Origin of the sequence: Xanthomonas campestris pv. badrii (assembly GCF_012848175.1) — a bacterium.
GTDB classification, from domain to species: Bacteria; Pseudomonadota; Gammaproteobacteria; order Xanthomonadales; family Xanthomonadaceae; genus Xanthomonas; species Xanthomonas campestris_C.
In genome coordinates this window covers 3,495,012-3,517,233 of record NZ_CP051651.1, presented here as the reverse complement: position 1 = coordinate 3,517,233, position 22,222 = coordinate 3,495,012, and the positions used below count along the sequence as shown (strand labels likewise).

General features: G+C 67.0%; 19 protein-coding genes and 1 pseudogene. 6 read left to right on the top strand and 14 right to left on the bottom strand.

What is annotated here, in order from left to right; all coding sequences use genetic code 11:
- Positions 1-11: 11 nt before the first annotated feature.
- Together HG421_RS14780 and HG421_RS14775 are read right to left on the bottom strand one after the other, a co-directional pair.
- The gene (locus HG421_RS14780) at positions 12-350 is read right to left on the bottom strand and encodes a hypothetical protein (RefSeq protein WP_169707017.1); all 339 of its coding nucleotides are present in this window, start codon (positions 348-350) and stop codon (positions 12-14) included.
- An 87-nt stretch (positions 351-437) separates the two neighbouring features.
- Positions 438-1,382 (bottom strand): DegV family protein, encoded by a 945-nt coding sequence (locus tag HG421_RS14775; protein WP_169707016.1) that lies wholly within the window; start codon positions 1,380-1,382, stop codon positions 438-440.
- Positions 1,383-1,871: 489 nt separating this feature from the next.
- On the opposite strand from HG421_RS14775, the gene HG421_RS14770 reads away from it, so the two are divergent.
- The gene (locus HG421_RS14770; protein WP_169707015.1) at positions 1,872-2,687 is read left to right on the top strand and encodes a GH12 family glycosyl hydrolase domain-containing protein; all 816 of its coding nucleotides are present in this window, start codon (positions 1,872-1,874) and stop codon (positions 2,685-2,687) included.
- Positions 2,688-2,847: 160 nt separating this feature from the next.
- Here HG421_RS14770 and HG421_RS14765 read toward each other — a convergent pair whose 3' ends face one another.
- From HG421_RS14765 to HG421_RS14745, 5 genes and pseudogenes are all read right to left on the bottom strand, one after another.
- Positions 2,848-4,449, bottom strand: a complete 1,602-nt coding sequence (locus tag HG421_RS14765; protein ID WP_169707014.1) for a rhamnogalacturonan lyase B N-terminal domain-containing protein — start codon at positions 4,447-4,449, stop codon at positions 2,848-2,850.
- 355 nt (positions 4,450-4,804) lie between these two features.
- Complete coding sequence (locus HG421_RS14760; protein ID WP_169708217.1) at positions 4,805-5,131, bottom strand: hypothetical protein; 327 nt, start codon at positions 5,129-5,131, stop codon at positions 4,805-4,807.
- Positions 5,132-5,308: 177 nt separating this feature from the next.
- Positions 5,309-5,566 (bottom strand): annotated as a pseudogene (locus HG421_RS14755) (DUF2809 domain-containing protein); the annotation flags it as partial.
- A gap of 64 nt (positions 5,567-5,630) precedes the next feature.
- Positions 5,631-6,911: an amidohydrolase family protein gene (locus HG421_RS14750; RefSeq protein ID WP_169707013.1), complete on the bottom strand. Its 1,281-nt coding sequence runs from the start codon at positions 6,909-6,911 to the stop codon at positions 5,631-5,633.
- Complete coding sequence (locus tag HG421_RS14745) at positions 6,908-8,305, bottom strand: amidohydrolase (protein ID WP_169707012.1); 1,398 nt, start codon at positions 8,303-8,305, stop codon at positions 6,908-6,910. Before HG421_RS14745 ends, HG421_RS14750 begins: the two co-directional genes overlap by 4 nt.
- Before the next feature lie 141 nt (positions 8,306-8,446).
- On the opposite strand from HG421_RS14745, the gene HG421_RS14740 reads away from it, so the two are divergent.
- A complete protein-coding gene (locus HG421_RS14740; RefSeq protein WP_169707011.1) occupies positions 8,447-9,007 on the top strand; it encodes a DUF924 family protein in 561 nt (186 codons plus the stop codon).
- Positions 9,008-9,218: 211 nt separating this feature from the next.
- On the opposite strand, the gene grxD is transcribed toward HG421_RS14740, so the two are convergent.
- The gene (grxD, locus tag HG421_RS14735; protein ID WP_169707010.1) at positions 9,219-10,145 is read right to left on the bottom strand and encodes a Grx4 family monothiol glutaredoxin; all 927 of its coding nucleotides are present in this window, start codon (positions 10,143-10,145) and stop codon (positions 9,219-9,221) included.
- 60 nt (positions 10,146-10,205) lie between these two features.
- Between grxD and HG421_RS14730 the strand changes: the two genes are divergently transcribed.
- The gene (locus tag HG421_RS14730; protein WP_169707009.1) at positions 10,206-10,982 is read left to right on the top strand and encodes a polysaccharide deacetylase family protein; all 777 of its coding nucleotides are present in this window, start codon (positions 10,206-10,208) and stop codon (positions 10,980-10,982) included.
- 25 nt (positions 10,983-11,007) lie between these two features.
- On the opposite strand, the gene HG421_RS14725 is transcribed toward HG421_RS14730, so the two are convergent.
- The 4 genes from HG421_RS14725 to HG421_RS14710 all read right to left on the bottom strand — a co-directional run bounded on the left by HG421_RS14725 (position 11,008) and on the right by HG421_RS14710 (position 14,149).
- Positions 11,008-11,679, bottom strand: a complete 672-nt coding sequence (locus HG421_RS14725; RefSeq protein WP_169708215.1) for a methyltransferase — start codon at positions 11,677-11,679, stop codon at positions 11,008-11,010.
- A gap of 140 nt (positions 11,680-11,819) precedes the next feature.
- Positions 11,820-12,221 carry a hypothetical protein gene (locus HG421_RS14720; protein WP_169707008.1) on the bottom strand — a complete coding sequence of 134 codons (402 nt, stop codon included), beginning with the start codon at positions 12,219-12,221 and terminating at the stop codon, positions 11,820-11,822.
- Positions 12,222-12,227: 6 nt separating this feature from the next.
- Positions 12,228-12,878, bottom strand: coding sequence for an SGNH/GDSL hydrolase family protein (locus HG421_RS14715; RefSeq protein ID WP_169708214.1), 651 nt, complete (start codon positions 12,876-12,878; stop codon positions 12,228-12,230).
- Positions 12,878-14,149, bottom strand: coding sequence for a pyridoxal phosphate-dependent aminotransferase (locus HG421_RS14710; protein ID WP_064510395.1), 1,272 nt, complete (start codon positions 14,147-14,149; stop codon positions 12,878-12,880). Before HG421_RS14710 ends, HG421_RS14715 begins: the two co-directional genes overlap by 1 nt.
- A 153-nt stretch (positions 14,150-14,302) precedes the next feature.
- Between HG421_RS14710 and rsgA the strand changes: the two genes are divergently transcribed.
- The 3 genes from rsgA to HG421_RS14695 all read left to right on the top strand — a co-directional run bounded on the left by rsgA (position 14,303) and on the right by HG421_RS14695 (position 17,487).
- Entirely contained in the window at positions 14,303-15,394 is a 1,092-nt protein-coding gene (gene rsgA / locus HG421_RS14705; RefSeq protein ID WP_169707007.1) for a ribosome small subunit-dependent GTPase A, read from the top strand.
- Positions 15,394-16,656, top strand: a complete 1,263-nt coding sequence (locus HG421_RS14700; protein WP_169707006.1) for a flavohemoglobin expression-modulating QEGLA motif protein — start codon at positions 15,394-15,396, stop codon at positions 16,654-16,656. Before rsgA ends, HG421_RS14700 begins: the two co-directional genes overlap by 1 nt.
- 150 nt (positions 16,657-16,806) lie before the next feature.
- Positions 16,807-17,487, top strand: coding sequence for a type 1 glutamine amidotransferase domain-containing protein (locus tag HG421_RS14695; protein WP_169707005.1), 681 nt, complete (start codon positions 16,807-16,809; stop codon positions 17,485-17,487).
- Positions 17,488-17,700: 213 nt separating this feature from the next.
- Here the strand turns inward: HG421_RS14695 and HG421_RS14690 are convergent, their stop codons facing one another.
- Together HG421_RS14690 and HG421_RS14685 are read right to left on the bottom strand one after the other, a co-directional pair.
- The gene (locus tag HG421_RS14690) at positions 17,701-19,620 is read right to left on the bottom strand and encodes an alpha-amylase family protein (protein ID WP_169707004.1); all 1,920 of its coding nucleotides are present in this window, start codon (positions 19,618-19,620) and stop codon (positions 17,701-17,703) included.
- Positions 19,621-19,655: 35 nt separating this feature from the next.
- Positions 19,656-22,112: a TonB-dependent receptor gene (locus HG421_RS14685; RefSeq protein ID WP_169707003.1), complete on the bottom strand. Its 2,457-nt coding sequence runs from the start codon at positions 22,110-22,112 to the stop codon at positions 19,656-19,658.
- Positions 22,113-22,222 lie beyond the last annotated feature (110 nt).

The window sequence follows — 22,222 nt, the reverse complement described above, 5'->3', positions numbered from 1 at the left end:
ATGGTGGTGCGTCAGCGCACGTCGCGCATTTCCCAGTGACCGCCGGCCAGTGCCTGCATGCGCTGCTTGAATAGATCGCCGGGGATGCTGGTGGTGGCCACCAGGTCGACGCGCAGATCCTGCTGTTTGCCGGTGACCGTCGCCGCCGGGTCGGTGATGCCCAGCGCCGGGTCCACCTCGTCCGGGTCGGCCTGCAGCTGGCGCCAGCGATCGAACCAGGCCGGGTCGCGCAAGGCCGCCTGCAGCTGTTCGGCAAACGCCTCGGCGCCATTGGCGGTGAAGCTCACCGACGGTGCGCTGCCGCGGGCAAGCTTGGGGTCGGGCAGGCTGATCGAGTAGCTGACAGGCATGGGAAGACTCCGTTGGATGACGGCGGCACGTTAGCCAAGACGGGGTGACAACACCGTCGAGGACGCAGATGCCCGCGCGCTGTTGCTTCAGGCGGAGAAGGTGTGCGGTTCGGCCGCGAATGCCACTGCCAGCGCGCCCTTGCCCACGTTGACCATGCCGGTCAGGCTCATCACGCTTTCGAACAATTCCACGCCATGGCTCTGGCAGGCAGCCTGCAGCGCGGTGTAGCCGGGCAGGGCATGCAGCTCGGACAGCTCGCCGCCGTACCCCACGCACACGGTAGGTGTCATCAGGCCTTCGCGGATCTTGCGCACGGTGAAGCCGAACAGCTTTTCGGCAGACGGTTCGAAGCCCTTGAGCTTGGCCACCGGCTCGGTGACGCCGCGATAGGCGCGCAGCACCGGCTTGATGTCGAGCGCGCTGCCCAACGCGGCGCCGATCAGGCCCACGCTGCGATCGCCCTTGGTGCGGGCACGTGCGCGCAGGTAGTACAGATCGCGTGGAATCATGTAGCCATAGGTGTGTTCGGCCAGCTGTTCCAGGCGGCTGCGGATCGCTGCCACGCCCTGGCCCTGGTCACGCAGGCGTACCGCTTCCACCGCGGTGATGCCTTGCCCGGCGAACAGGTTGAGCGTGTCGATCACGCGCAGCGCGAACGGCGAGCTGTGGCCGGCCGCCTGGCGGATCGGCTTGTAGTCGTTGAGGATCGCGAAGCTGGCCTGCATGGCATTGTCGAAAATCTGGCTGCGCAGCTTGGAGATGGTCAGGCAGAACACATGGTCGTAGTCGATCACCAACTGCTGCAGGAACAGGTCGCGGATATGGTTGACCGAAAACGGCGTGGTCTCGGCCTCGTGCCCGCGCTCGGCGACATGCGCCTGCAGGAAGCTCAGCGTGGCCTCCTCGTCGCGGTGATCGGCCAGCACGGCTTCGCCGATCCTGACGCTGATCGGCAGCACGATGACGTTGTTGCGTTGGATGAAGTCCTGCGGCAGGTCGCACGCACTGTCCACCACGATTCCGATGCGCATCGTCGCCCCCTCCGGCTATTGCGTCGTCTCCAAGTGCGAACGCTATCGCAAAACCGGTCCCAGGCGTAGACCCATGCGCTGAATGCCCGGGCCGGCGGGCCTGCAGCCGCGGACTCGTCGCCGCCGGCGCCTTGCCTGCGCGGGAGGGCAGGGACAGCTTCAGGGGCCCGGGTCATCGACACCCACCAACCGCATGATCGCCCGCCCGCTGGCAGGCAGATGCATGTGGCTGTGCAGCATTGGCACGCTTGGCGGGGCTGAGCACCTGGGCGGGACATGATGCCGTGCCTAGGCAATGGGCAGGAACTGAGAACCAGGACACGCTTCGGGTGACTGGTGGCGCCCGCTATCGCGCTTGGCGCGCCCGCCCTGCCGGAATCGCTATAGCTCCTCTCGCGCAGGCGCTGCTAGGGTCGGTCGCGACCGCTACAGGGCAGGTCTCGGTGGCGCCGTACCGGTGTCGCTGCGCCGAACACAATGGAGAGTCCAATGCACACCACCCCATCGAACTCCCTCGCTCAGACCGGCGCGCAGACGCCTCGCCCCCGGCGACGTGCATCGCGCTGGTGGAAGGCGGCGCTGGCCATCGGCCTGGTGGCGCTGGCACCGGCGGCCCTGGCGGGGCCTTACAAGATCTTTGGCAACCACTATGCATGGGTCAACAACTTCAACGACCCCAACAACATCATCCAGGGCACTTTCGGAACCGGCAGTACGCCCGAACTGACGGTCACCTTCAATTTCGCAGACTACAACCTCTACGGCTACCCGGCGATCGTGCGCGGCTGGCACTACGACTGGAATCCGACCAGCGACAAGCTGTTTCCCAAGCAGATTTCGGCGATCAGCTCGCTGCCGTTCAAGTTCAACTACAGCGCCGGCGGCAGCAACCTGGCGGGCGATTTCGCCTACGACATCTTCTTCCGCTGGGATACCACCAAGGGCAACCCGCAGCTGGAAGTGATGATCTGGGGCGACCATAACTCCTGGCCGATCGGCACCGTGACCGCGACCAAGGTGATCACCGCCGGCGGGCGCACCTTCGATCTGTGGGAAGGCTTCAACTCCGGCGCCGGCTACTACGTCTACACCTTCATCCCCACCGGTACCGCGGGCCAGCCCACGCTCAAGACCAGCGGCAGTCTCAATATCGATGCCAAGCCGTTCCTGACCTGGCTGCAGAACAACCGCTCCAAGGACGGCCGCTACAACAACAGCATGTACCTGCACGCGGCTGAGGCAGGCTTCGAAGTGGTGCGCGGCAACGGCTGGGCCAAGGTCAGCGCCACCATGGACGCCAAGTAACTCCCAATGCCGACGACAGCGCATGGGCCGCGGCCGAGGCGGTCCATGCACGGCTGTATCGTGCTGACGTGATGCATGGCACGCTGCGCGCCGACAGTCGGCGCAGGCATCGCCGCAAGCGGCAGCTGCCGGCACCATGGCCGAACCCCTGCCGGCGTCGCTACAACGCCACCAGCTGCACGCTGTCGAAGACCAGGGCCGGGCTCAGGTAGCCGTTGTCCGGCGATCCCGAAGCGATGCCGATCTCGATGCGGTTGCTGCCCGTCTGCAGTGCGGAGGCTGGAATGTCCACCTCGTACAGCGTGTTGTTGCCGCGCGTGGTGCCACGGGTGATGCCACGCGTCTTGGGCTGCGTGGGCGCAGCAGGCACCGGCCCGTTCCAGCGGGCATTCACGCTGACCTGCGGACGTGCACTGACCTGGGCCAGCGGCACGAAGATGCGCAGGCGATAAGCGCGCACCGCGTTGGATGCCAGGGTGAAGTCGATACGGGTGGGCGTGTTGATGCCGCGCCACTGCACTGCGGGGAAACTGCCAACATTGCTGGAGCCCACGGTGTAGGTGAGCGGGGTCCAGCGCATGCGTGTGTCGGAAGGATGCGCGCGCGGCAGCAGGTCGGCATGCCGGAATCCGCCCGGAGTGCCGTCGGCAACGCCGATCTGCCATATCAGCGTGCCTGGCAGTGCTGTCGCCTGCAAGGCAGCGTGTGCGGTGGCATTGGCGAACACTTCGACATCGCGTTGTGCCACCTCCAGCTCGTGTTGATACAGCGTCATGCGATAGCGGCCCGGGCGCACACCGGCAATCTGGTAATCGCCGCTGCCATTGGCGGTGGCCCAGTACTGCGCCTGCGCGTTACGCAGGCCGATCACCGCTGGTTGCCCGGCCAGCACGCCGCTCACCCGCCCGCTGACGCCGCCGCGCCCGCTGCTGGCCAGGTAGCCGCTGAGCCCCAGCGTGGCATCGATGAACTCGGTGCTGCGTTGTGCGCTGGACGGCGCACCGCCATCGGTGAACAGCAGGCCATAGACGCCATGCAGGCCGCCGCGGAAGGCCTCGGTCTGGGTATGGTCGGAGTACATGTAGTTGTAGAGCTCATGCGTCACGCGGGTTTTCTGCGTGGCGATGTCCTTGAAGAACGGCCCACCCGAGCTGTGCTCGCGATTGCCCATCAGCATGAACACCGCTACGCCGGAGCCGCTGACGCCGTGCTCTTGGTCGTCCAGCATGCGTCGTGCGGAATAGAACTTGGAGCTGGTACGTCCATCCGGCAGCAGGAACACATCCTCGCCTTCGATCGCCGTCCCGACGTTGGAATCGGGTTCCTGCTGTGCAGTGGGCAGCTTGTCGACATTCAGGCGCGCAATGAAGCGCAGTTCACCCACCGGTAGCAGGGTCGGCGCGTAGGTCGCCATGTAGATCGCGTTACGGCCCTTGCGTGCGATGTAGTACTGGATCAGATCGCCCGCTTTGGCCGACACCACGATCGCTCCACCTACCACGCGTGCCTCCACGCTGGCGCTGCCCAGCCCGGAGGCGAGATGCGAACCCTTGGATTCGGTGGTCTGCAGCTCGTTGTTGCGATAACGCATCGAGACGATATCGCCATTGTTGGCATTGACCGAAAACACCAGCTCGGCCCCAGTATCCACCACGATGCGGTCGCTGCTGCGGGTGACGCCGAATGCGGCCATCGCCGGTGCGCTGATGCCGGCATACAACAACAGGGCGCAGGCGAGGGTGTGCAAACGCGGGCGGGGCATGCGGGTCTCCGTGCGGAAGCGGGGCATCGTGGCGATGCATGCGCGCGATCCTAGGCGAGCGCGACGGCGGCGGCGAGCGCGGGAGACGCGGAACGTGCGCGCCGTTGGATATTCCGGAAATGAAGTTTTGAGTGGTTGGCAGAGTGCAGGCGTCGCCGCTCCAACCGTACGCACCGTAGGCAGGGGCGGCGCTTGCAAATGGAATGTTTCAAAAGTACGGCGCGTCGTTACCAGGTGGGCGTAGATAGCGCATAAGCACTGCAGTGCGATCGTCGTGCATGCCGCACCGAGCAGCACCGCACATGGCGGTGGGCGCAGTCGTTTGTCAGCTGCCGTGCTGACGTCGTTATGCAGCTCAGCGCAACGCCCCGCGCAGCGAGGCGATATTCGCCATCCATTGCTTGCGCTCGCCGATCACGAAGCGGTGCACGTTTCCATCGCTCACGTGCACCGCCAACGATGTGGGCGCGATCGGCACCACGCCGAACAGGCGCGTCCAACAGGGCTGCATCGCCACGATCTGCCGCAGAGGCAGGCTCAGCGACCGCGTCTGCACATGCAAAACATGTGGCTGAAACAGCAGCGCATCGGCGGTGAGAATCAGACGCCCGCCCACCGCTTCCATCCCGCGCTGCAGCGTGGCGGGAGCCTGGCGTAGTACGTCGCGCTCGATCGAACGCAATTCGCCGCCTTGAAACAGCGAACTCACGGTCGTGCAGCGGTGATGCGGGCACAAGGCATCCGCCAGGGCGGGACGCCACGGCTGTCGAGCGGTGCCAGGACTGAAACCGGAAACATGCGATAGGCCTGAGGGGCTGTGTCACTGCGGCGAGGGCTGCCGGTCAGATGCGGCGGCTTGCTATGACAGCACACCGCCCATGTACGCTAGACCACCGCCGATCAGGCACATGCGCAGATCGTGCATGGTGGCGGTGTTGCCGAGCGCGTCCTCGGCAGCGCTACCGGAGCGCAGGCCGAGGCGGTCGGCCAAGTGGATCGCCTGCCGGCCTTCGATCAGGCACCTGGTGGTCACTGCCAGTGCGGAGAGCCCAAGCACGCCACGCCATCCGCAGTGGACCAGGATCACCGCCAGCCCAGCGCCCAGGCTGCCGCGCAGACGTATCGACTGCGCGGGGAGCGATGCGACGCGTGGCGCTTGGATCGCCGCAGGCCGCACGCGCTTACTTCAGATAGGCACGCGGCAACGGGCCGGCCTGCGGCATGTAGCGGTCGCGCAGCTCGGTCTGACGCGAGCGCATCGGCATCTCGCGCCCGCCCAGCCACACCTGCTCGGCGTAGTGCGCCACGTCCAGCGGGTCGCCTTCCCACAGCACCAGGTCGGCCTGCTTGCCCACCGCGATGCTGCCGATGCGATCGGCCACGCCGAAGATCTCGGCCGGCACGCGGGTCAGCCCGACCAGGCCGGCTTCCCACGGCAGGCCGTTGGCCACCGCATTGCCGGCCAGCTGGCGGAGCTTGCGTGCGTTGTGCGAGGCATCGCCGCTCTGGCTGAAGCTGACCTCCACCCCGGCGGCGCGCAGGCGCGCGGCGTTCTCCAGCGTGGCACCGATCTGGTCGAAGGTCGCCGGTAGATCCGCCAGGGCATTCACCAGCACCGGCACCTTGGCCTGGGCCAGTTGCGGGGCCAGCTTCCAGGCTTCGGCGCCCCCGGCGATGGCGATGCGCACCTTCTCACGCTGCGCCCAGCGCAGCAGTTGGCGGATGTCGGCGGCGCGTTCCACCTGCACCACGATGCGGCCTTGCCCGGCCAGATACTTGGCCAGCACGCTGCGGCCCATCGGGGGCAGCAAGGCATGCGGCGAATCGGCCGGCACGCGGCCGCGCGCTTCGGCCACCAGTTGATCGAGCAGCATCCACTGCGCGGCACGCGAGCTGCCGGTCAGGTTGGACGCGGCCGCACCGATGCGCAGAAACAGGGCATGTGGCCCGACCGGATCCGGGCTGCCATCCAGCCGCACGATGCCGCCCTGGCCGGCGATGAAGGCCCCACTGGTGGTCGCCCCCAGTGCCGTGAATCCGATGCCTTCCACGCGCGCCACCGGCACCAGCACCGACTCCGGGTTGTAGGCCAGGGTGACGTCGAATTCCGGGCGCATCGGTTGATCGGCCAGCTTGACGCCGCTGTCCACGGTGCTGTCTTCGCCGGAGACTTCCTCGATGCCGATCTCGGTGATGCCGCCGAACAATGCCGGGGTCAGCGGCCGGCCCCTGGCATCGATCACGCGGCCATCGGCCGGTGTCGCCAGGTTGCTGCCGATGGCGCGGATCACGCCGCCCTGCACCAGCACATCGGTATTCTTCAGCGTGCCCTGCGCGGTGGCGGTGTGCACGGTGGCACCGCGGATCAGCACCTGCTGGGCGGCGGCGGGCAAGGCCAGCGCCGCGAGCAGCAGGGCTGACAGTGCGCGCAGACGCGGGCGATCGAGGCGTGTGCGGCTCATCGTGCCACCTCCTGGCCGAGCATGAAGTCCGAGACCGGCTGCAATGCGCGGTTGTGGCGGTCGTAGACCTGCGCACCGTCGATGTAGACCTGTTCGGCCAATGCGTAGGAGCTGAAGGGGTTGCCGTTCCACACCACCACATCGCCCATCTTGCCCGGCTCCAATGCGCCGGTCTGCTGCTCGATGCCCAGTGCCTTGGCGGCATTGCTGGTGAGCCAGCGGATCGCACGTTCGGGCGGAATCTCCATGCCGCTGCGGCGCGCGTTGGCGATCACCTTGGCCGCTTCCTGGTTGAGCCGCTGGATGCCTTCTTCCGAATCCGAATGCACGATGGCGCAGCTGTTGGCCGGGCGGTCGACCAACGCGATGTTCTCCTGGATGCCATCGAAGGCTTCCATCTTGAAGCCCCACCAGTCGGCCCACAGTGCGCCGCAGACGTTGTCCTGCGCCAGGCGGTCGGCCAGCTTGTAGGCTTCCACGCCATGATGGAAGGCGGCGATGTGGAAGCCGAATTCTTTCGAGAGATCCAGCATGGTGGCCATTTCGTCGGCGCGATAGCAGTGGATGTGCACGCGGATGTCGCCATTGATGGCGCCGGCCAGCGTGTCGAGCTTGAGGTCGCGCTTGCCGCCGGCATCGCCGCTGCTGTCGTTGTCGCCGCCGCGGCTCCACCAGTGGCGCTTCTTTTCGGTTTTCTTCGGTGCGTTCTTCTGCAGGTACTCGGCCGCGTCGATGAAGGCGGCGCGGTAGCCGGCCACGTTGCCCATGCGGGTACCCGGCCCGCCCTTCTCGCCGTAGACGCGCTTGGGGTTCTCGCCGCAGGCCATCTTCAGGCCCCAGGGCGCGCCCGGGAACTTCATGCCCTGGTAGGTGGTGGAGGCCACGTTCTTGAGCGTGACCCCGCGCCCGCCGATCAGGTTGGCCGAGCCGGGCAGGATCTGCAGCGAGGTGATGCCGCCAGCCAGCGCGGTGCCGAAGCCCGGGTCCTGCGGCCAGATCGAATGCTCGGCCCAGACGTTGGGGGTGACCGGCGCGGTCATCTCGTTGCCATCGCTGTGCGCGCTGACGCCGGGGCTGGGATACACGCCCAGATGCGAGTGCACGTCGATGATGCCGGGAGTGACCCACTTGCCGGTGCCGTCGATGCGGCGTGCATCGGCCGGCGCCTGGAGTGCGCGGCCCACGGCAGCCACCTTGCCGTCGCGCAGCAGCACGTCGGCATCGTCCAGCCGCTCGCCTGTGCCGGTCAGGACCGTGGCGTGCTGGATCAGCACCGGACCGGACGCAAGCGCGTGGTAGGTGCTGGGGTAGGGGTCTTGCACGAAACGCGATGCCGCAGACGCAGGCCCGCACAGCAGCGCCGCGCCAAGGGCGGCGAACAGGATGGAACGCATGGATTTCCCCGGTGAAACGAAAGCACAGGCCGCAAACCTAGCCGCCAGCGCGGTACTTGCCAAGTGCTGAAGGTTGCGGTCGCGGCTGCCTCATCACATGCAAGAGTGCATGCTGTGCGGTATTCCTCAGGGGGAGCGTCGATGATTGCCAAAACGGAGCGCAACAAACAGGCCGATGTGGTGCTGGCTTTCTGGGAATTGGCCGGGGCGGCGCGCTGGTTCACGCGTAACGACGCGTTCGATGCCAACTTCCGCCAGCACTTCAGCGAGCAGCATTTCGCTGCCGCACGCGGCGAGTATGCGCACTGGCTGGAACGTGCCGAAGATGCACTGGCCCTGCTGATCCTGCTGGACCAGTTTCCGCGCAATGCGTTCCGCGGCAGCGCCCACGCCTACGCCACCGATGGACTGGCGCTGCACTGCGCCCGCCAGGCGCTGGAGCGCGGCTTCGACCAACAGATCTCGGCACAATTGCGGCTGTTCTTCTATCTGCCCTTCGGGCACGCCGAAGCGTTGCAGGAGCAGGCACGTGCAGTGCAGCTGATCGGCGCCTTGAACGATGCGGACGCCACCGCTGCAGCGCTGGAGCACCAGCAGATCATCCAGCGCTTCGGCCGCTTCCCGCATCGCAATGCGGTACTGGGGCGTGTCACCACGGCCGAGGAACAGCAGTTCCTGGACGACGGCGGGTTTGCTGGCTGACCCTGGGGCGGGACCGGGATTGCCAGATCGGCATGGCCTCAGCTGCGCTGCCGTATCGGGTCACGCTGTGTGGCGGCAGGAGGCATGCGGCCGGTGATCGGGTCGCCTGCAGGCGGCGCCGTTGGAGCATGTGGTCGCTCCCTGCCATCCATCCAGACCGAAACGGGCGCCCCGTGGAGCGCCCGTTTCGGTCAGCGGTGTCCGGCCAGGTTCAATACTTGGCCACGCCGCTGTCCACCGCGTCCGACCACGCATCGATGCCGCCGGTGATGTTGTAGACGTTGGTGAAGCCCAGGCCGCGGAAATGCTCGGCTGCCTGCAGGCTGCGGCCACCGCGGTGGCACAGGAACGCCAGCGGGGTGTCCTTGGGCAGTTGCTCGATCGCCTGGCGCTCGTGCGCATCCAGGGTGCGGAACGGCGCGGCCACCGTGGCCAGTGCGCGTTCGTCGGCCGGGCGCACGTCCACCAGGGTCAGGCTGCCGGCCTTGAGGCGGTCGTCGGCATCGCGTACCGACAGCTCCTGCACCGGCTTGGGCGCATTGGGGTTATCGATGGCCAGGCCACGGCCGCGGATGTCGTCGACCCAATCGATGGTGATGCCGTCGGCGCGGCGCGCGCTGGCCAGGTCGAACTGCACGCGCAGCCCGTTGGATTCGGCCGCGATCGCGTTGGGGTTGGTCGGCGCCAGCTGGAAGTTGGGCTGGAAGTTGGCGTCGATGGCCAGCGTCAGCGAGGCATCCGGCGCATCGGCCAGCGCACCCTTGAGCATGTCCACCGCCGCCGGGGTGATGGTGATCTTGGGCGGGCTGCGGTCCGGCGCCTGCAGCCCGAGCATGCTGCTCAGCTCGCCGCTGTCGGCCATCTGCACGATGATGTCGCTGCCGCCGATCAACTCGCCATCCACGTACAGCTGCGGAATGGTCGGCCAGTCGCCATAGGCCTTGATGCCCTCGCGGATCTCCTGGTCGGCCAGCACGTTGACGTGGGCATAGTCGATGCCCAGGCCGTCCAGCACGCCGACCGCCTTGGCCGAAAAACCGCACTGCGGCATGCCGGGCTGGCCTTTCATGAAGAGCACCACGCGGCTGGATTGCAGCAGCGTATCGATACGGGAACGCAGGGCGGGATCGAGGGACATGGCAGCACTTCGGTGAGAACGTGGAGACCGTCCATTCTACGCCGCGTGGCATCATGCGGCATGACCACGCCGGAAACGCTGTATCGCACCCCCTCGCGCCCGTACCGCTGGGTGGGCCTGTTCGCCCTCTCGCAAGCGGCAGTGGCAGTGCTGTGGTGGCACCTGGGCTGGGCCTGGGGCCTGCCGGCGCTGCTGGTGTCGCATGCGCTGTTCGTGGTGCCGGTATTCCTGCCGCGCGCACGCCTGTATGCGCCGGTGTTGGCACGGCTGCCCGGACGGGCGCCGCAGGTGTGGCTGACCATCGACGACGGCCCCTCCGACGACACCCCGGCGATCCTGGACCTGCTCGACGCCTACGACGCCCAGGCGACATTTTTCGTGGTCGGTGCACGCGCCGAACAGCGGCCGGAGCTGGTGCGCGAGATCGTGCGGCGCGGGCACGGCATCGGCAATCACAGCCATACCCATCCGCAGGCCTGGTTCTGGGCGCTGGGCCCGCACCGCATGGCACAGGAGATCGGCCTGGCACAGCGCACCCTGGCTGCCATCACCGGGCAGGCGCCGCGGCTGTACCGCTCGGTGGTCGGCATGACCAATCCCTTCGTCGCCTCGCCGCTGCGCGCACACGGGCTGACCCGGGTGGCGTGGAGCGCGCGCGGCTTCGACGGCGTGCGTTGCGAGCCGGCCGCCACCGTGGCGCGCATCGTGCGCGACCTGCACCCCGGCGCCATCGTGTTGCTGCACGAAGGCGCCGCGCACGGCCACAACCTCACCATCCTGCGCGGCGTGCTGGACGCGATGCAGGCGCGCGGGCTGGCGGGGCGGCGCCCGGATTGAGCCAGGCCACTGCCGCGGCGAAGCATCAGCGCGGTTCGGCCACGATCAGCCAGTTGTTGAACGGGGTATTGCCGTACAGCGGCGCAAACGTGGCGCGCAGGCCTGCGGCATCCAGCTGGGCCTGCAGGCTGTCGCGGGTGGGGTAGCTGCGCGGCATGCGTTGCATCCAGCCGCTCAGGTGCGCCAGCACGTCGGTGACGCGGCTGGTGCGGCCGCGCCGGCTGTCGTCGCCCAGGGCGCTGCGGATCACCAGCTTGGCTCCGGGGGTCAGCATCTGCGCCACGCTGCGCAGCAGGCCGGCCTGCATGTCCGACTGCAGGTACTGCAGCACATCCAGGATGGTCACGCTGCCCTGGTGCTGCGGCCATGCCAGGCTCAGGTCGACCACCTCGAATCTGGTGTTGCCCAGCGCCGAGCGCTGCGCGATGTGGTGCGCGCGGCGGATCTTGGAGGCGTCCACATCCACGCCGTAATACGCCAGCGCCTGGCCATCGGCGCGCAAGGCATGGGCAAGCAGGCCCAGCCCGCAGCCCAGGTCCAGCACCGGCGCGATGGTGCTGCGCAGCTGCGCCAGCACGCCCGGATACAGCGGGTCGGTACGCAGCTTGGCCTGGGTGTAGTAGTAGTCGTACCGGTTGCCCAGCGGATGCGGAGGCAGGAAGGCGCGTGCAATGGTCAGCGCCTGTGCGCGGCTCATCGGTTGGGTAGCGGGGCTGTGCAATGTCGTTCCTTGGCAATCAGGCGTGCTGCGCGGGTAGCTTATGAATCAGGCGAGTAAGCGCCAGTGTGGGCCGCCCTCGGCAATCTGCACCGTAAGCTGTTTGCATGCGGCTTGTGTCAGGCAATCGCTTGTCGGAACTCGATGACGTAGTTTTCGCCATCGATTTTGGCTACCCGGCCGATCAAATCATCTCGTACAGCGAAAGTCTTGGGAACCTTGCTGCCATCCTCACCACGCTGGATGCGCTCTGGCTGCAGGGCTCTAGCGAGAACAAGACGCACCGCCGCACCCGCATCGTACGCCCGCGTCACGTTAGCGCGGAATTCCCGGTTGCCTAGCCCGGACCAACGATCGAATCGATCCTCGAATGCTAGAACTCCCGAGCCAGGACGGGTGGCGTGGTGATCCCAGAGGCTCACCACCAACGTGTTTTCTGCGGCCCAAGAGCTGACGGACCAGTTGACATTCCTGAGTACTGCCCCGTATCTGCGAAAAGCTTCAGAAATCCCGATTTTCATTGCGATCTACTCCATTCTGCTCACCGAGCCGATCGCGCCCAGTGCATCGCGTGCTGCGGGCAAGGCCACCGCGGCCCAGCGCGCATACATCGCGGCCGAGGGGTGCAGGCCATCTTCGACCAGCATCTCCACCGCATCGCCGCCATCGCGGCTTGTGGGTGTGATATCGACGAAGCGGACTGCGCGCTCGGCACAGCGCTCCGCCGCCACAGCGTTGAACGCGTCGATCTGCGCTGCAATCAACCCGGCGTCGCGGCCTTGCGCGCGTGCGAATGGCGTCAGCCCCCAATCGGGAATCGACAGCACCAGCACGCGTGCGGCATGCCCGCCAGCCAGGTCGATCGCGTGCTGCAGCAGCGCATCGAACTGGCTGCGGTAGTCGTCCAATGAGCGCTCGCGGTACTGGTTGTTGACACCGATCAGCAGGCTCAGCAGATCGAACGGGCCCTGCGGCGCGGCCGCATCGATTCCGGCCTGCAATTGATCGGTGGTCCAGCCGGTGGTGGCGATGATCTGTGGTGCTTGCACCGTCCACCCGTGCGCACGCAGGCCATCGGCCAGCTGCGCCGGCCACCCCTGCGCAGCGGCGACGCCTTCGCCAATCGTGTACGAATCGCCCAGCGCCAGATAGCGCTGCGGCACGCCCAGCGCGGCCATCACGCCACGCTGCGCGGTTTCAGCGGCACCACCTTGGTCACCGCCTCGGCGCGGCGTGCCAGGGCGCGGTCGATACGTGCGAACACGTCGCGCATCACGCTGGCTTCCGGCATCAGGGTCACGCGGAAGTGATGGCGATACGGCACGTTGAAGCTGGAGCCCGGCACCACCAGCACGCCTTCCTCGTTCATCAGATCGAGCGCGAACGCGTGATCGTCGAAGTTACGCGCGGCCGCGCCCACCACCGCCGGGAATGCGTACAGCGCCCCGGCCGGTGCCACCAGCTGCAGATGCGCGCTGGCCGCACAGGCCTCGATCACCGCCCGGCGGGTTTCATACAGGCGGCCACCCGGCGCGCACAGCGCCGAGATGGTGTCCGGCCCGTTGACCGCCGCATCGATGGCGTACTGGCCCGGCACATTGGCGCACAGGCGCAAGGCGCCGAGCAGGTCCATTGCGTTGCGCAGGTCGTTGATGCGCGATTGCTCGCCGGACAGCAGCGCCCAGCCCACCCGCCAGCCGCAGGCACGGTGCACCTTGCTCAGGCCGCTGAAGGTGATGCAGGGGTGTGCGCCTGCCAGCGGCGCCACCGGCACGAATTCCGCGCCGTCGTAGAGCACCTGGTCGTAGATCTCGTCGACCATCAGCAACAGGTTGTGCTTGGTGGCGATCGCCACGATGCGCTCCAGCAGTTCGCGCGAGTAGCTGGCGCCGCTGGGGTTGTTCGGGTTGATCAGCACGATGGCGCGGGTGCGCGAGGACACCAGCGTCTCGATCTCCACCGGGTCCGGCTGAAAGCCGTTCTCCGGCGCGCAGCGGTAGTACACCGGGCGGCCATCGTTGAGGATGGTGGCCGCCGACCACAGCGGGTAGTCGGGCGAGGGCACCAGCACTTCGTCGCCGGGATTGAGCAGGGCGCGCAGCGACAGGTCGATCAACTCGCTGACGCCGTTACCCAGGAAGATCCGGTCCGGGTGCGCATCCGGGTGCTGGCGGCGCGAGTACGCGGTGGCGATGGCTTCGCGCGCTTCCGGCAGGCCCTGCTGATGGGTGTAGGGATCGGTGCGGCCCATGTCGTCGGCGATCGCGCGCTGCAGATGCTCCGGCGCGCGGAACCCGAATGCACCCGGGTTACCGATATTGAGCTTGATCAGCTTGCGGCCCTGTGCCTCCAGCTCCCGCGCTCGCCGCGCCAGTTCGCCCCGGATTTCGTAGCGGACTTCGGACAGACGCTCGCGGATGGCGAGCGGCTTTTGCGGGGCAGTGGACATACGGCGGGCCGGTTGTAGGCGTGAGGCTTGGCATGGTAACGGAAATATGACAGGCGGACATGCTTGCATCGGCAACGATGTCAAGTAGCGCCGCAGGCCTACCTGCGTGCTCAGTGCACAGGCTGCCTCGGCCAGCCAGCTAGAATCCCCCCAATGAGCACGCCTTCCCCGGATTACCCCACCCTCCAATCCATCGGCTGGCCCTGGCCCGGGCCGCCGGAAGAGGCTTCCTGGCAGGCGATCTTCGCTGCGCATCCGCAGGCATTGCCGGCGCGGGTGGTGGAGCAGCACCGCACCGGCTATGTGGTGGCCGATACGCCCGAGGCCAGCCTGAAGGCCGAGTCGTTGCCGGAGTGGCAGCGGCCGCGCTTTCCCAGCCATGAGCGGGCGGCGGTGGGCGATTGGGTGTTGATGGAGGGCAAGCGCATCGTGGCGCTGCTGCCGCGGCGCACCTCGATCAAGCGTGGGGCGGCCGGCGAGCATTACCACCAGCAGGTGATCGCGGCCAATATCGATACGGTGTTCATCGTGTGCGGGCTGGATGCGGACTTCAATCCGCGCCGCATCGAGCGCTACCTGTTGCTGGTCGGTGGCGGGGGGGCGCAGCCGGTGGTGGTACTGACCAAGGCCGACCAGACCGAGTACGCCGAGGATGCGTTGGCGGTGCTGGAGGAGCTGGAAGCGCAGAACATCCCGCTGCGCGCGGTCAATGCCAAGGACCCGGCCAGCGTGGCCGCGTTGCGGCCGTGGCTGGGCGATGGCCGTACGGCGGTGCTGGTGGGTTCGTCCGGTGCGGGCAAGTCCACCTTGACCAACACCTTGCTGGGCACCGAGAAAATGAAGACCAATGCGGTGCGCGAAAACGATTCGCGTGGCCGGCATACCACCACGCATCGTGCGCTGATTCCGTTGCCCACCGGTGCGTGCCTGATCGATACGCCTGGCATGCGCGAGCTCAAGCCCACCGGTGAGGAAGATCTGGCCGAAGGCGGTTTCTCCGATGTGGAGGCGCTGGCGGCGCAGTGCCGTTTCAACGACTGCGCGCATATCGCCGAGCCGGGATGCGCGGTGCAGGCGGCGATCGAAGCCGGCGACCTGGATCCGGAGCGTGTCGCCAACTACATGAAGCTGCGTGTGGAAGTGGCCAGTGCAGCCGAAAAACTTGCCACCCGTGTCGCGCAGAACACGCGCGGCAAGGGCTCGGGCAAGCGGCCGGCCAGCGTCGATCGTCCCGGGCGGCGCTGATGCCATCGCGCAAGGGCCCGCCGGACATCGTCCACCACGCGGCGCTGGATGCGCGCCTGGTCAAGGCCGTGCGCGGGGTGCGTTTGCTGGCGTTGGCGAGCTGGCCGCGCTCGCTGCAGGAGCCGTTCCTGCACAGCGTGGCGCGCGGGCAGCCGGAGCTGCCGCAGGTGGAGTACCCGGTACTGGATTTTGGCGACACCCGGCGCGAGCTTTCAGCGATTGCGAAGGCGGCCGATCCGCATCATCCGATCGGTGCCTACCTGATCGATTCGACCCATAGCTGGGATCTGGCCGCCGGCCTGCTGGAGTCGCTGGGCACCGCGGCGGTCAGCGATTATTCGGCGCAGCTGTTCGGTGTGCCCGACGACCCGATGCCGGGCAATGGCCCGAGCACGCGCGAAGCCGCCCGACATTTCATCCAGATCGCGCAGGAGCTGGACCGCGAACTGCTTGCACCGGAAGAGCAGGTGCCGGTCTCGGCCACTGCCTTGCGCATGCAGCTGCAGAACGATCTGGACGGCTTCTTCGAGGGGCGCGTGATCACCGTGACGCTGGATCCGGATCTGCTCGCCAAGGCGGCGGCCGGCGCGCACCGCATCCGCCTGCGCAGCGGCGCCACCTTCAGCGATTACGACCGCGCGCAGCTGTTCCATCATGAGGCGCTGGTGCATTCGCTCACCGCGCTCAACGGGCGCGCGCAGGTGCACCTGCCCAGCCTGGGCATTTCCTCGCCGCGCACCACCGCAACACAGGAAGGTCTGGCGACCTTTGCCGAGCAGATCACCGGCAGCATCGATATCGAACGCATGAAGCGCATCAGCATGCGCATCGAGGCGATTGCGATGGCGCGTGCAGGTGCGGATTTCATCGAGGTGTTCCGCTATTTCACCACTGGCGGGCAGAACGCGGCGGAGAGTTTTTCCTCGGCGCAGCGTGTCTTTCGTGGCGTGCCCACCCAGGGCGGCGGTGCGTTCACCAAGGACACCGTGTACCTGCGTGGGCTGGTGGCCGTGCACACCTTCTTCCGGCATGCCCTGCAGCGCGACCAGCTGCAGCTGTGCCGGTATCTGTTTGCCGGCAAGATGGCGTTGGGCGATGTGGCGCGGTTTGCGCCCTTGTTCGACAGCGGCGTGCTGGTGGCGCCGCGCTGGCTGCCGCCGTGGGTGAGCCGCGCCAGTGGGCTGGCCGGCATGCTGGCGTTCTCGTTGTTCGCCAATCGCATTCGCATGGACCAGCTGCAGCCGCCAGCGATCAATGTGTGAGCAGTGGAGCGCAGTCGCGTCTCCGTCATGAGGTAGTTACTACATCTCTGAACACATGCGTGCCTGCCACGCGCTCTACACGACGCTGCAACGGGCTGAACTGCACACTGCCTGCCTCGCCCGAGATGGGCAACAACGCGAGGCAATGCGATGAAGATCCTGATGGTGCTCACGTCCCACGACACACTCGGCGACACCGGCAAGAAGACCGGTTTCTGGCTGGAAGAGTTCGCCGCGCCGTACTACGTCTTCAAGGACGCTGGCGCCGATATCACCCTGGTCTCGCCCAAGGGCGGCCAGCCGCCGCTGGACCCGAAGAGCGACGAGCCCGATGCGCAAACCGAGGCGACCAAGCGCTTCAAGCAGGACAGTGCCGCGCAGCAGGCCCTGGCCACGACGCATCGCCTTGCCGACGTAAAGGCCGAGGACTTCGATGCGGTGTTCTACCCGGGTGGTCACGGGCCGCTGTGGGATCTGGCCGAAGACACGCACTCGATCGCGCTGATCGAGGCCTTTGCCAAGGCCGACAAGCCGCATGGCCTGGTCTGTCATGCGCCGGGCGCGCTGCGTCGGGTCAAGGGCAGCGACGGCAAACCGTTGGTCAACGGCCGCCGCGTCACCGGTTTCACCAATGGTGAGGAAGAGGGCGTGGGCCTGACCAAGATCGTGCCGTTCCTGGTGGAAGACGTACTGACCGAACTCGGTGGCCGCTACGAGAAGGGCGCCGACTGGGGCGTACACGTGGTCACCGCTGGCACGCTGGTGACCGGGCAGAATCCGGCCTCGTCGGAGAAGACCGCGCAAACGCTGCTGGACCTGCTGAAGCGCTGAGTCGACCACTGCGGCGTAGTAGCGCCGCATACCGCACCCTCATCCGGCGCTACGCGCCACCTTCTCCCGATGGGAGAAGGAATAGCGGGGGCAGCGGGCCGAAGAAAGCACTTTCCGTACGCCCCTCTCCCGCCGGGAGAGGGGTTGGGGTGAGGGTACGGTCGACGCAGTAGCCAGGCCGATGCACCAACCAAGCCGCCACACCCACATCGATCAATCGATACGTTGCAACCAGCGCACGGCATACCCCGGCAGTACAAGGCGCATGTCATCGCCCAGCGGTGCTGCAGCTGATTCGCTTCGGTCTCCCAACACCCGCCAACGGCCGTCGACCTTGCCCGCAAGCTCGGCGTGCAGCGGTCGATCGCTGAAGTTGTGGAGGGCGAGAAAGCCCTCGCCACGCGTCAGCGCAAACACCTGCGTGTCAGCCAGTCGCACGCTACCCAGCGAGTGATTTGCAGCAAGTGCCGGGAGTGCTGCGCGTTGCTGGATCAACGCATGCAGGCGCTGATAAATCTGCCCGGCCAGGCTGCTGTCGTCATGCCGCTGCGCCGCGCGTTGCCAGTCCATCGCCGGCCGATGCAGCCAGCGGCCCTCGTGCCGGCGCCCGGGATCGCTGCGGTAACTGGTGTCGTTGGGCAAGCCCAGTTCGTCGCCCATGTAGATCAGCGGTACGCCAGGCATTGCCAGGGCGAGCGCATAGAGCAGTATCAGCCGGTCCACTGCCAGCGCCACTGCTGCCGCATCTGCGCTTTCAACAGCCGCCTGGATGCCGGTCAGCGCCGCGGCCATGCCGTTGGTGCCGTGCACGCCGTCGCCGCTGCTCTGGAAGGGTTCGCCGCGCGCGTAGCTGCCAGGCACCGCGTTGGCATAGAAGCGCGCGACATCGCGCAGTGCGAAGGGCGGCTGCGCGGCATTGCCTGTCGCTTCGTGCTGCAACACGTTCCACCCGATGTCGTCGTGACAACGTACATAACTCAGCCATGCGCAATTGGCCGGCAGCGGCGGGCTGTTGCCGATGACGTGATGCAGGATATCGCCGCGTTGCAGTGCCAATGCCGACCAACCGGCGGCCATCAGCGTGCTGTGGTACGCCAGGTGACATTCATGGCCCTGGTCGGTGCCGCTGCCGAAGTACGGCGGCAGTTCGGCCATCGGCACGATGGCTTCGGCCTTCATCGCCACCGCCGGCGCCACGATATCGGCCACCGCACGCAGCGCCACCAGGAGGGTGTGGGCCTCGGGCTGGTTCATGCAGTTGGTGCCGGGGCGCTTCCACAGGTAAGCGGTGGAATCCAGGCGGAAGGCTTCCACGCCCAGGTTGGCCAGCTGCAGGAGGGCCAACGCCATCTCGCCGAACACCGCCGGGTTGCCCCAGTTCAGATCCCACTGATAGGGGTAGAACGTGGTCCACATCCACTGCCCGGTGGCCTCCACCCAGGTGAAGTTGCCCGGTGCGGTATGCGGGAAGACCTGCACCAGCGTGGCGTCGTACTGGTCGGGACGCTGGCGGTCGGCAAAGTGGTGGTAGTAGTCGAGGTAGCGCGTGTCGCCGGCGCGTGCGGCGCGGGCCCAGGCATGGTCGTCGGCAGTGTGGTTGAGGACGAAGTCCGCACACAGGCTGATGCCGGCCTCGCGCAGCCGTGTGGTGAGCGCGACCAGATCGTCGTTGCTGCCAAGGCTGGGTTCGACCTGGCCGTAGTCGCTGACGGCAAAGCCGCCGTCGTTGTCGCCGGCGCGTGCGCGCAGGAACGGCAGCAGGTGCAGGTAGCGCACGCCCAGCTCCTGCAGGTAAGGCACGCGTTCTGCCACGCCCTGCAGCGTGCCGGCAAAGCGGTCCACGTAGGCGCTGTAGCCCAGCATGTGCTGCTCGCCGAACCAGCCCGGTTTGCGCGTTGCATCCAGCTCTTGTAGCGCCTGCGGACGCTGCTGGGCACTGCTGCCAAGCGCAGCCAGCCAGTGTGTGAGCCATTGCGCGTAGTCGCTGCGCTGGCCATACAGCGCGTGCAGCGCCGCCAGCAGGCGCGGTGCGTGGCGATCGAAGCGCGCCAGCAGCGCGCCTGCCTGCGATGCATCCAGCGGCGCGGCAAATGCCGCGCGCCATGGGGTGGGATCGTTGGGGGAGGTGCTCATCGTCAGACGCCGGGGCTGGGCCCGGCACGGGGTCCTTAGAAGTCGTAACGCAGGCTGATGCTGGTGGTGCGGCCGGCAATCGAGCGCGCGCGGATGATGCCGTTGGCCGGAATCGTGGCTTCTTCGGCTTCGGTCAGGCCAAAGGTGTTGAACAGGTTGTTGACGTTGAGCGCCACGGTGAGCGCGTCGGTCACGCGGTAGTCCCCGAACAGGTTCACCTGCGTATAGCCCGGCATCTTCAACTGGTTGGAATCCTGGGTGTAGGCATCGGTGGTGCCGATCAGGTTGACGCCGAACTGGTAGCCATCGCCACGGTAGCTGGGGGTGAGCTGCCACACCACGTCGGCCTGCCGGCGCGGCACATTGCCGGTGTTTTCCGGGGTGATCTGGTCGCGGGAGATCTCCGCATCGGTCCAGGTCAGGCCGCCGTTGACAGTGAAGCCTTCATGGCGGTAGCTGGCTTCCAGTTCCACGCCGTGCGCTTGGTAGCTGCGGTTGAAGAAGCGCTGGCTGGTGACTTCGAAGTTCTGCTCCTGGGTGCGTGCGGAGAACGCGGTGGCGAACAGGCTCAGCCCGTCGCGACGCCACTTCAGGCCGGCTTCGGCCTGGCGCACCACGTTGACGCCTTCATCGGAGGACACCGAGCCGTCGTCGCGCACCACGCCGAACAACAGGCGGTCTGCGTTGGCGCGTGCGCCGCGGCTGATGCGCGCGAAGGCGCCCAGGTCGTCGGTGATCAGGTAGTTGCCGCCCAGCGAATACGACAGGTAGTTCCAGTCGTAGTCCACCGGCCGTGCGTTGGCGGTGTCCACGGTGGCCACGCGTTGTTCCACCGGCTGGATCACGCCATCGCCGTTGACGTCCAGGTTCTGTGCGATCGCGGTGCCGTTGTAGCTGCCGCGCGCATCGCCCATGTCGTAACGCAGGCTGCCGTCGATGCTGAACTTGCCGCTGTCGAAGGTCAGTGCCACATACGGTGCGTTGACGTCGTAGCGCACGTCGTAGCTGCGGGTGATGCAGCAGTCGCCCCAGAACGGTGTGCCATAGGCATACAGGCCGTTCTGCGAGCGCGACACGCCGGTGGCGTCGACCACGTTGAGCAGGCGCGAGTCACGGCCCAGGCTCTGCACGTAGGAGTTCCAGGTCCAGTCCATGTCGATGGTCTGGCGCGAGCTGTAGTAGCCCATGCGCAGGTTGAGGGTGCGGCCATCGCCACCGAACTCGCGCGAAACGCTGAGGTCGTTGGTGACGTTGCCCAGGTCGTTGATGGCGACATTGAACAGATGGGTGCGGATGGCGTTGCCGGTGTAGGCCTGGCCGGCATTGGGGCCACCGGCTTCCACCAGCTGCGCGCCGGCGCCGCCGATGGACGATGCCAGCGATGCGGCATCGGTGACTTCGGCCGGGAACGGGCTGACGAAGCGGCCGCTGTTGTCGGCGACGCGGAATTTCTCGCTCAGGTTCCAGCCATTGCCCAGGTCGAACCAGGCTTCGGCACCGATGGTGCGCGAAATCGGGTGCATGCCATCGCCCAGGTCGGTGCGGCGCGGCTGGTTGTTGCCATCCAGGCCGACATCGGTGCGGAAATTGCGGCTGTACAAGGTGTCGTTGCCGGGATCGAAGCCGGGGAAACCGCCCAGGTCCGGCGAGCCATCGCGGCCGCGCACGGAGGTGGGCACCGGCAGATAGCCGGCGGCGCGGTCGTTGAGGTATTTGCCGTACAGGCGCACGTAGCCGTTGTCGAACAGGCGGGTGAGGTTGGCCTTGAGCTGGCCACCCTTGTCGGTGGTGTAGCCGGCATCGCGCACGCCATCGCCCTGGCGGAAGAAGCCGCCGATGTTGAACTGCCACTGCTCGGCAAACGGCGCGCCGTAATTGAAGTCGATACGGGTGTTGTCGTAGTCCAGACCGCGGCTGACGCCGACGCTGCCGCCTTCGGTGTCGCCGGTCTTGCTGATGAAGTTGATGATGCCGCCGGGCGCGTTGCTGGTGAACGTCGAGGCCGAGCCGCCGCGGATGGCCTCGATGCGATCCAGGCTGAAATCCGAGCGCAGGAAGATGTCGGCGTTGCCGAAGGCGATGTCGCCGAACTCCATCACCGGCAGGCCGTCTTCCTGCAGCTGCAGGAACTTGGCGCCGCCGGAGGCGACGGGGAGGCCGCGCACGGCGATATTGGCGTTGCCTTCGCCGCCGCTGGACTCGGAACGGATGCCGGGAATGTTGCGGAAGATTTCCGCCGTGCTGCGCGGCGCCGACTGTTCGATGGCCTCGGCACCGACGGTGCTGACCGAGACGCTGGATTTCAGCTTGGTGGTGGCGGTGGAGGTGCCGGTGACGAACACCGCGTCCAGATTGACCGCGGCGCTGTCGGCAGCCGGCGGTGTGGCGGGCGCGGCTGCTGGCGTGTCCTGGGCCAGCGCGGCGGGCGCGCACAGGCAGGAAACGACCGCGCAGGCCAGAGCGTGCAGGCGCAGGGTATGCAAGGTGGACATCGCGATTCTCTCTCTCACAGGTGGTGGTATGCCGACGCCTGCATCGTCCCCTCCCAGGGGCCGGCCGTGTGGCCTGCAGTGCGGACGCAGTAATACGCCGCACTGCAATC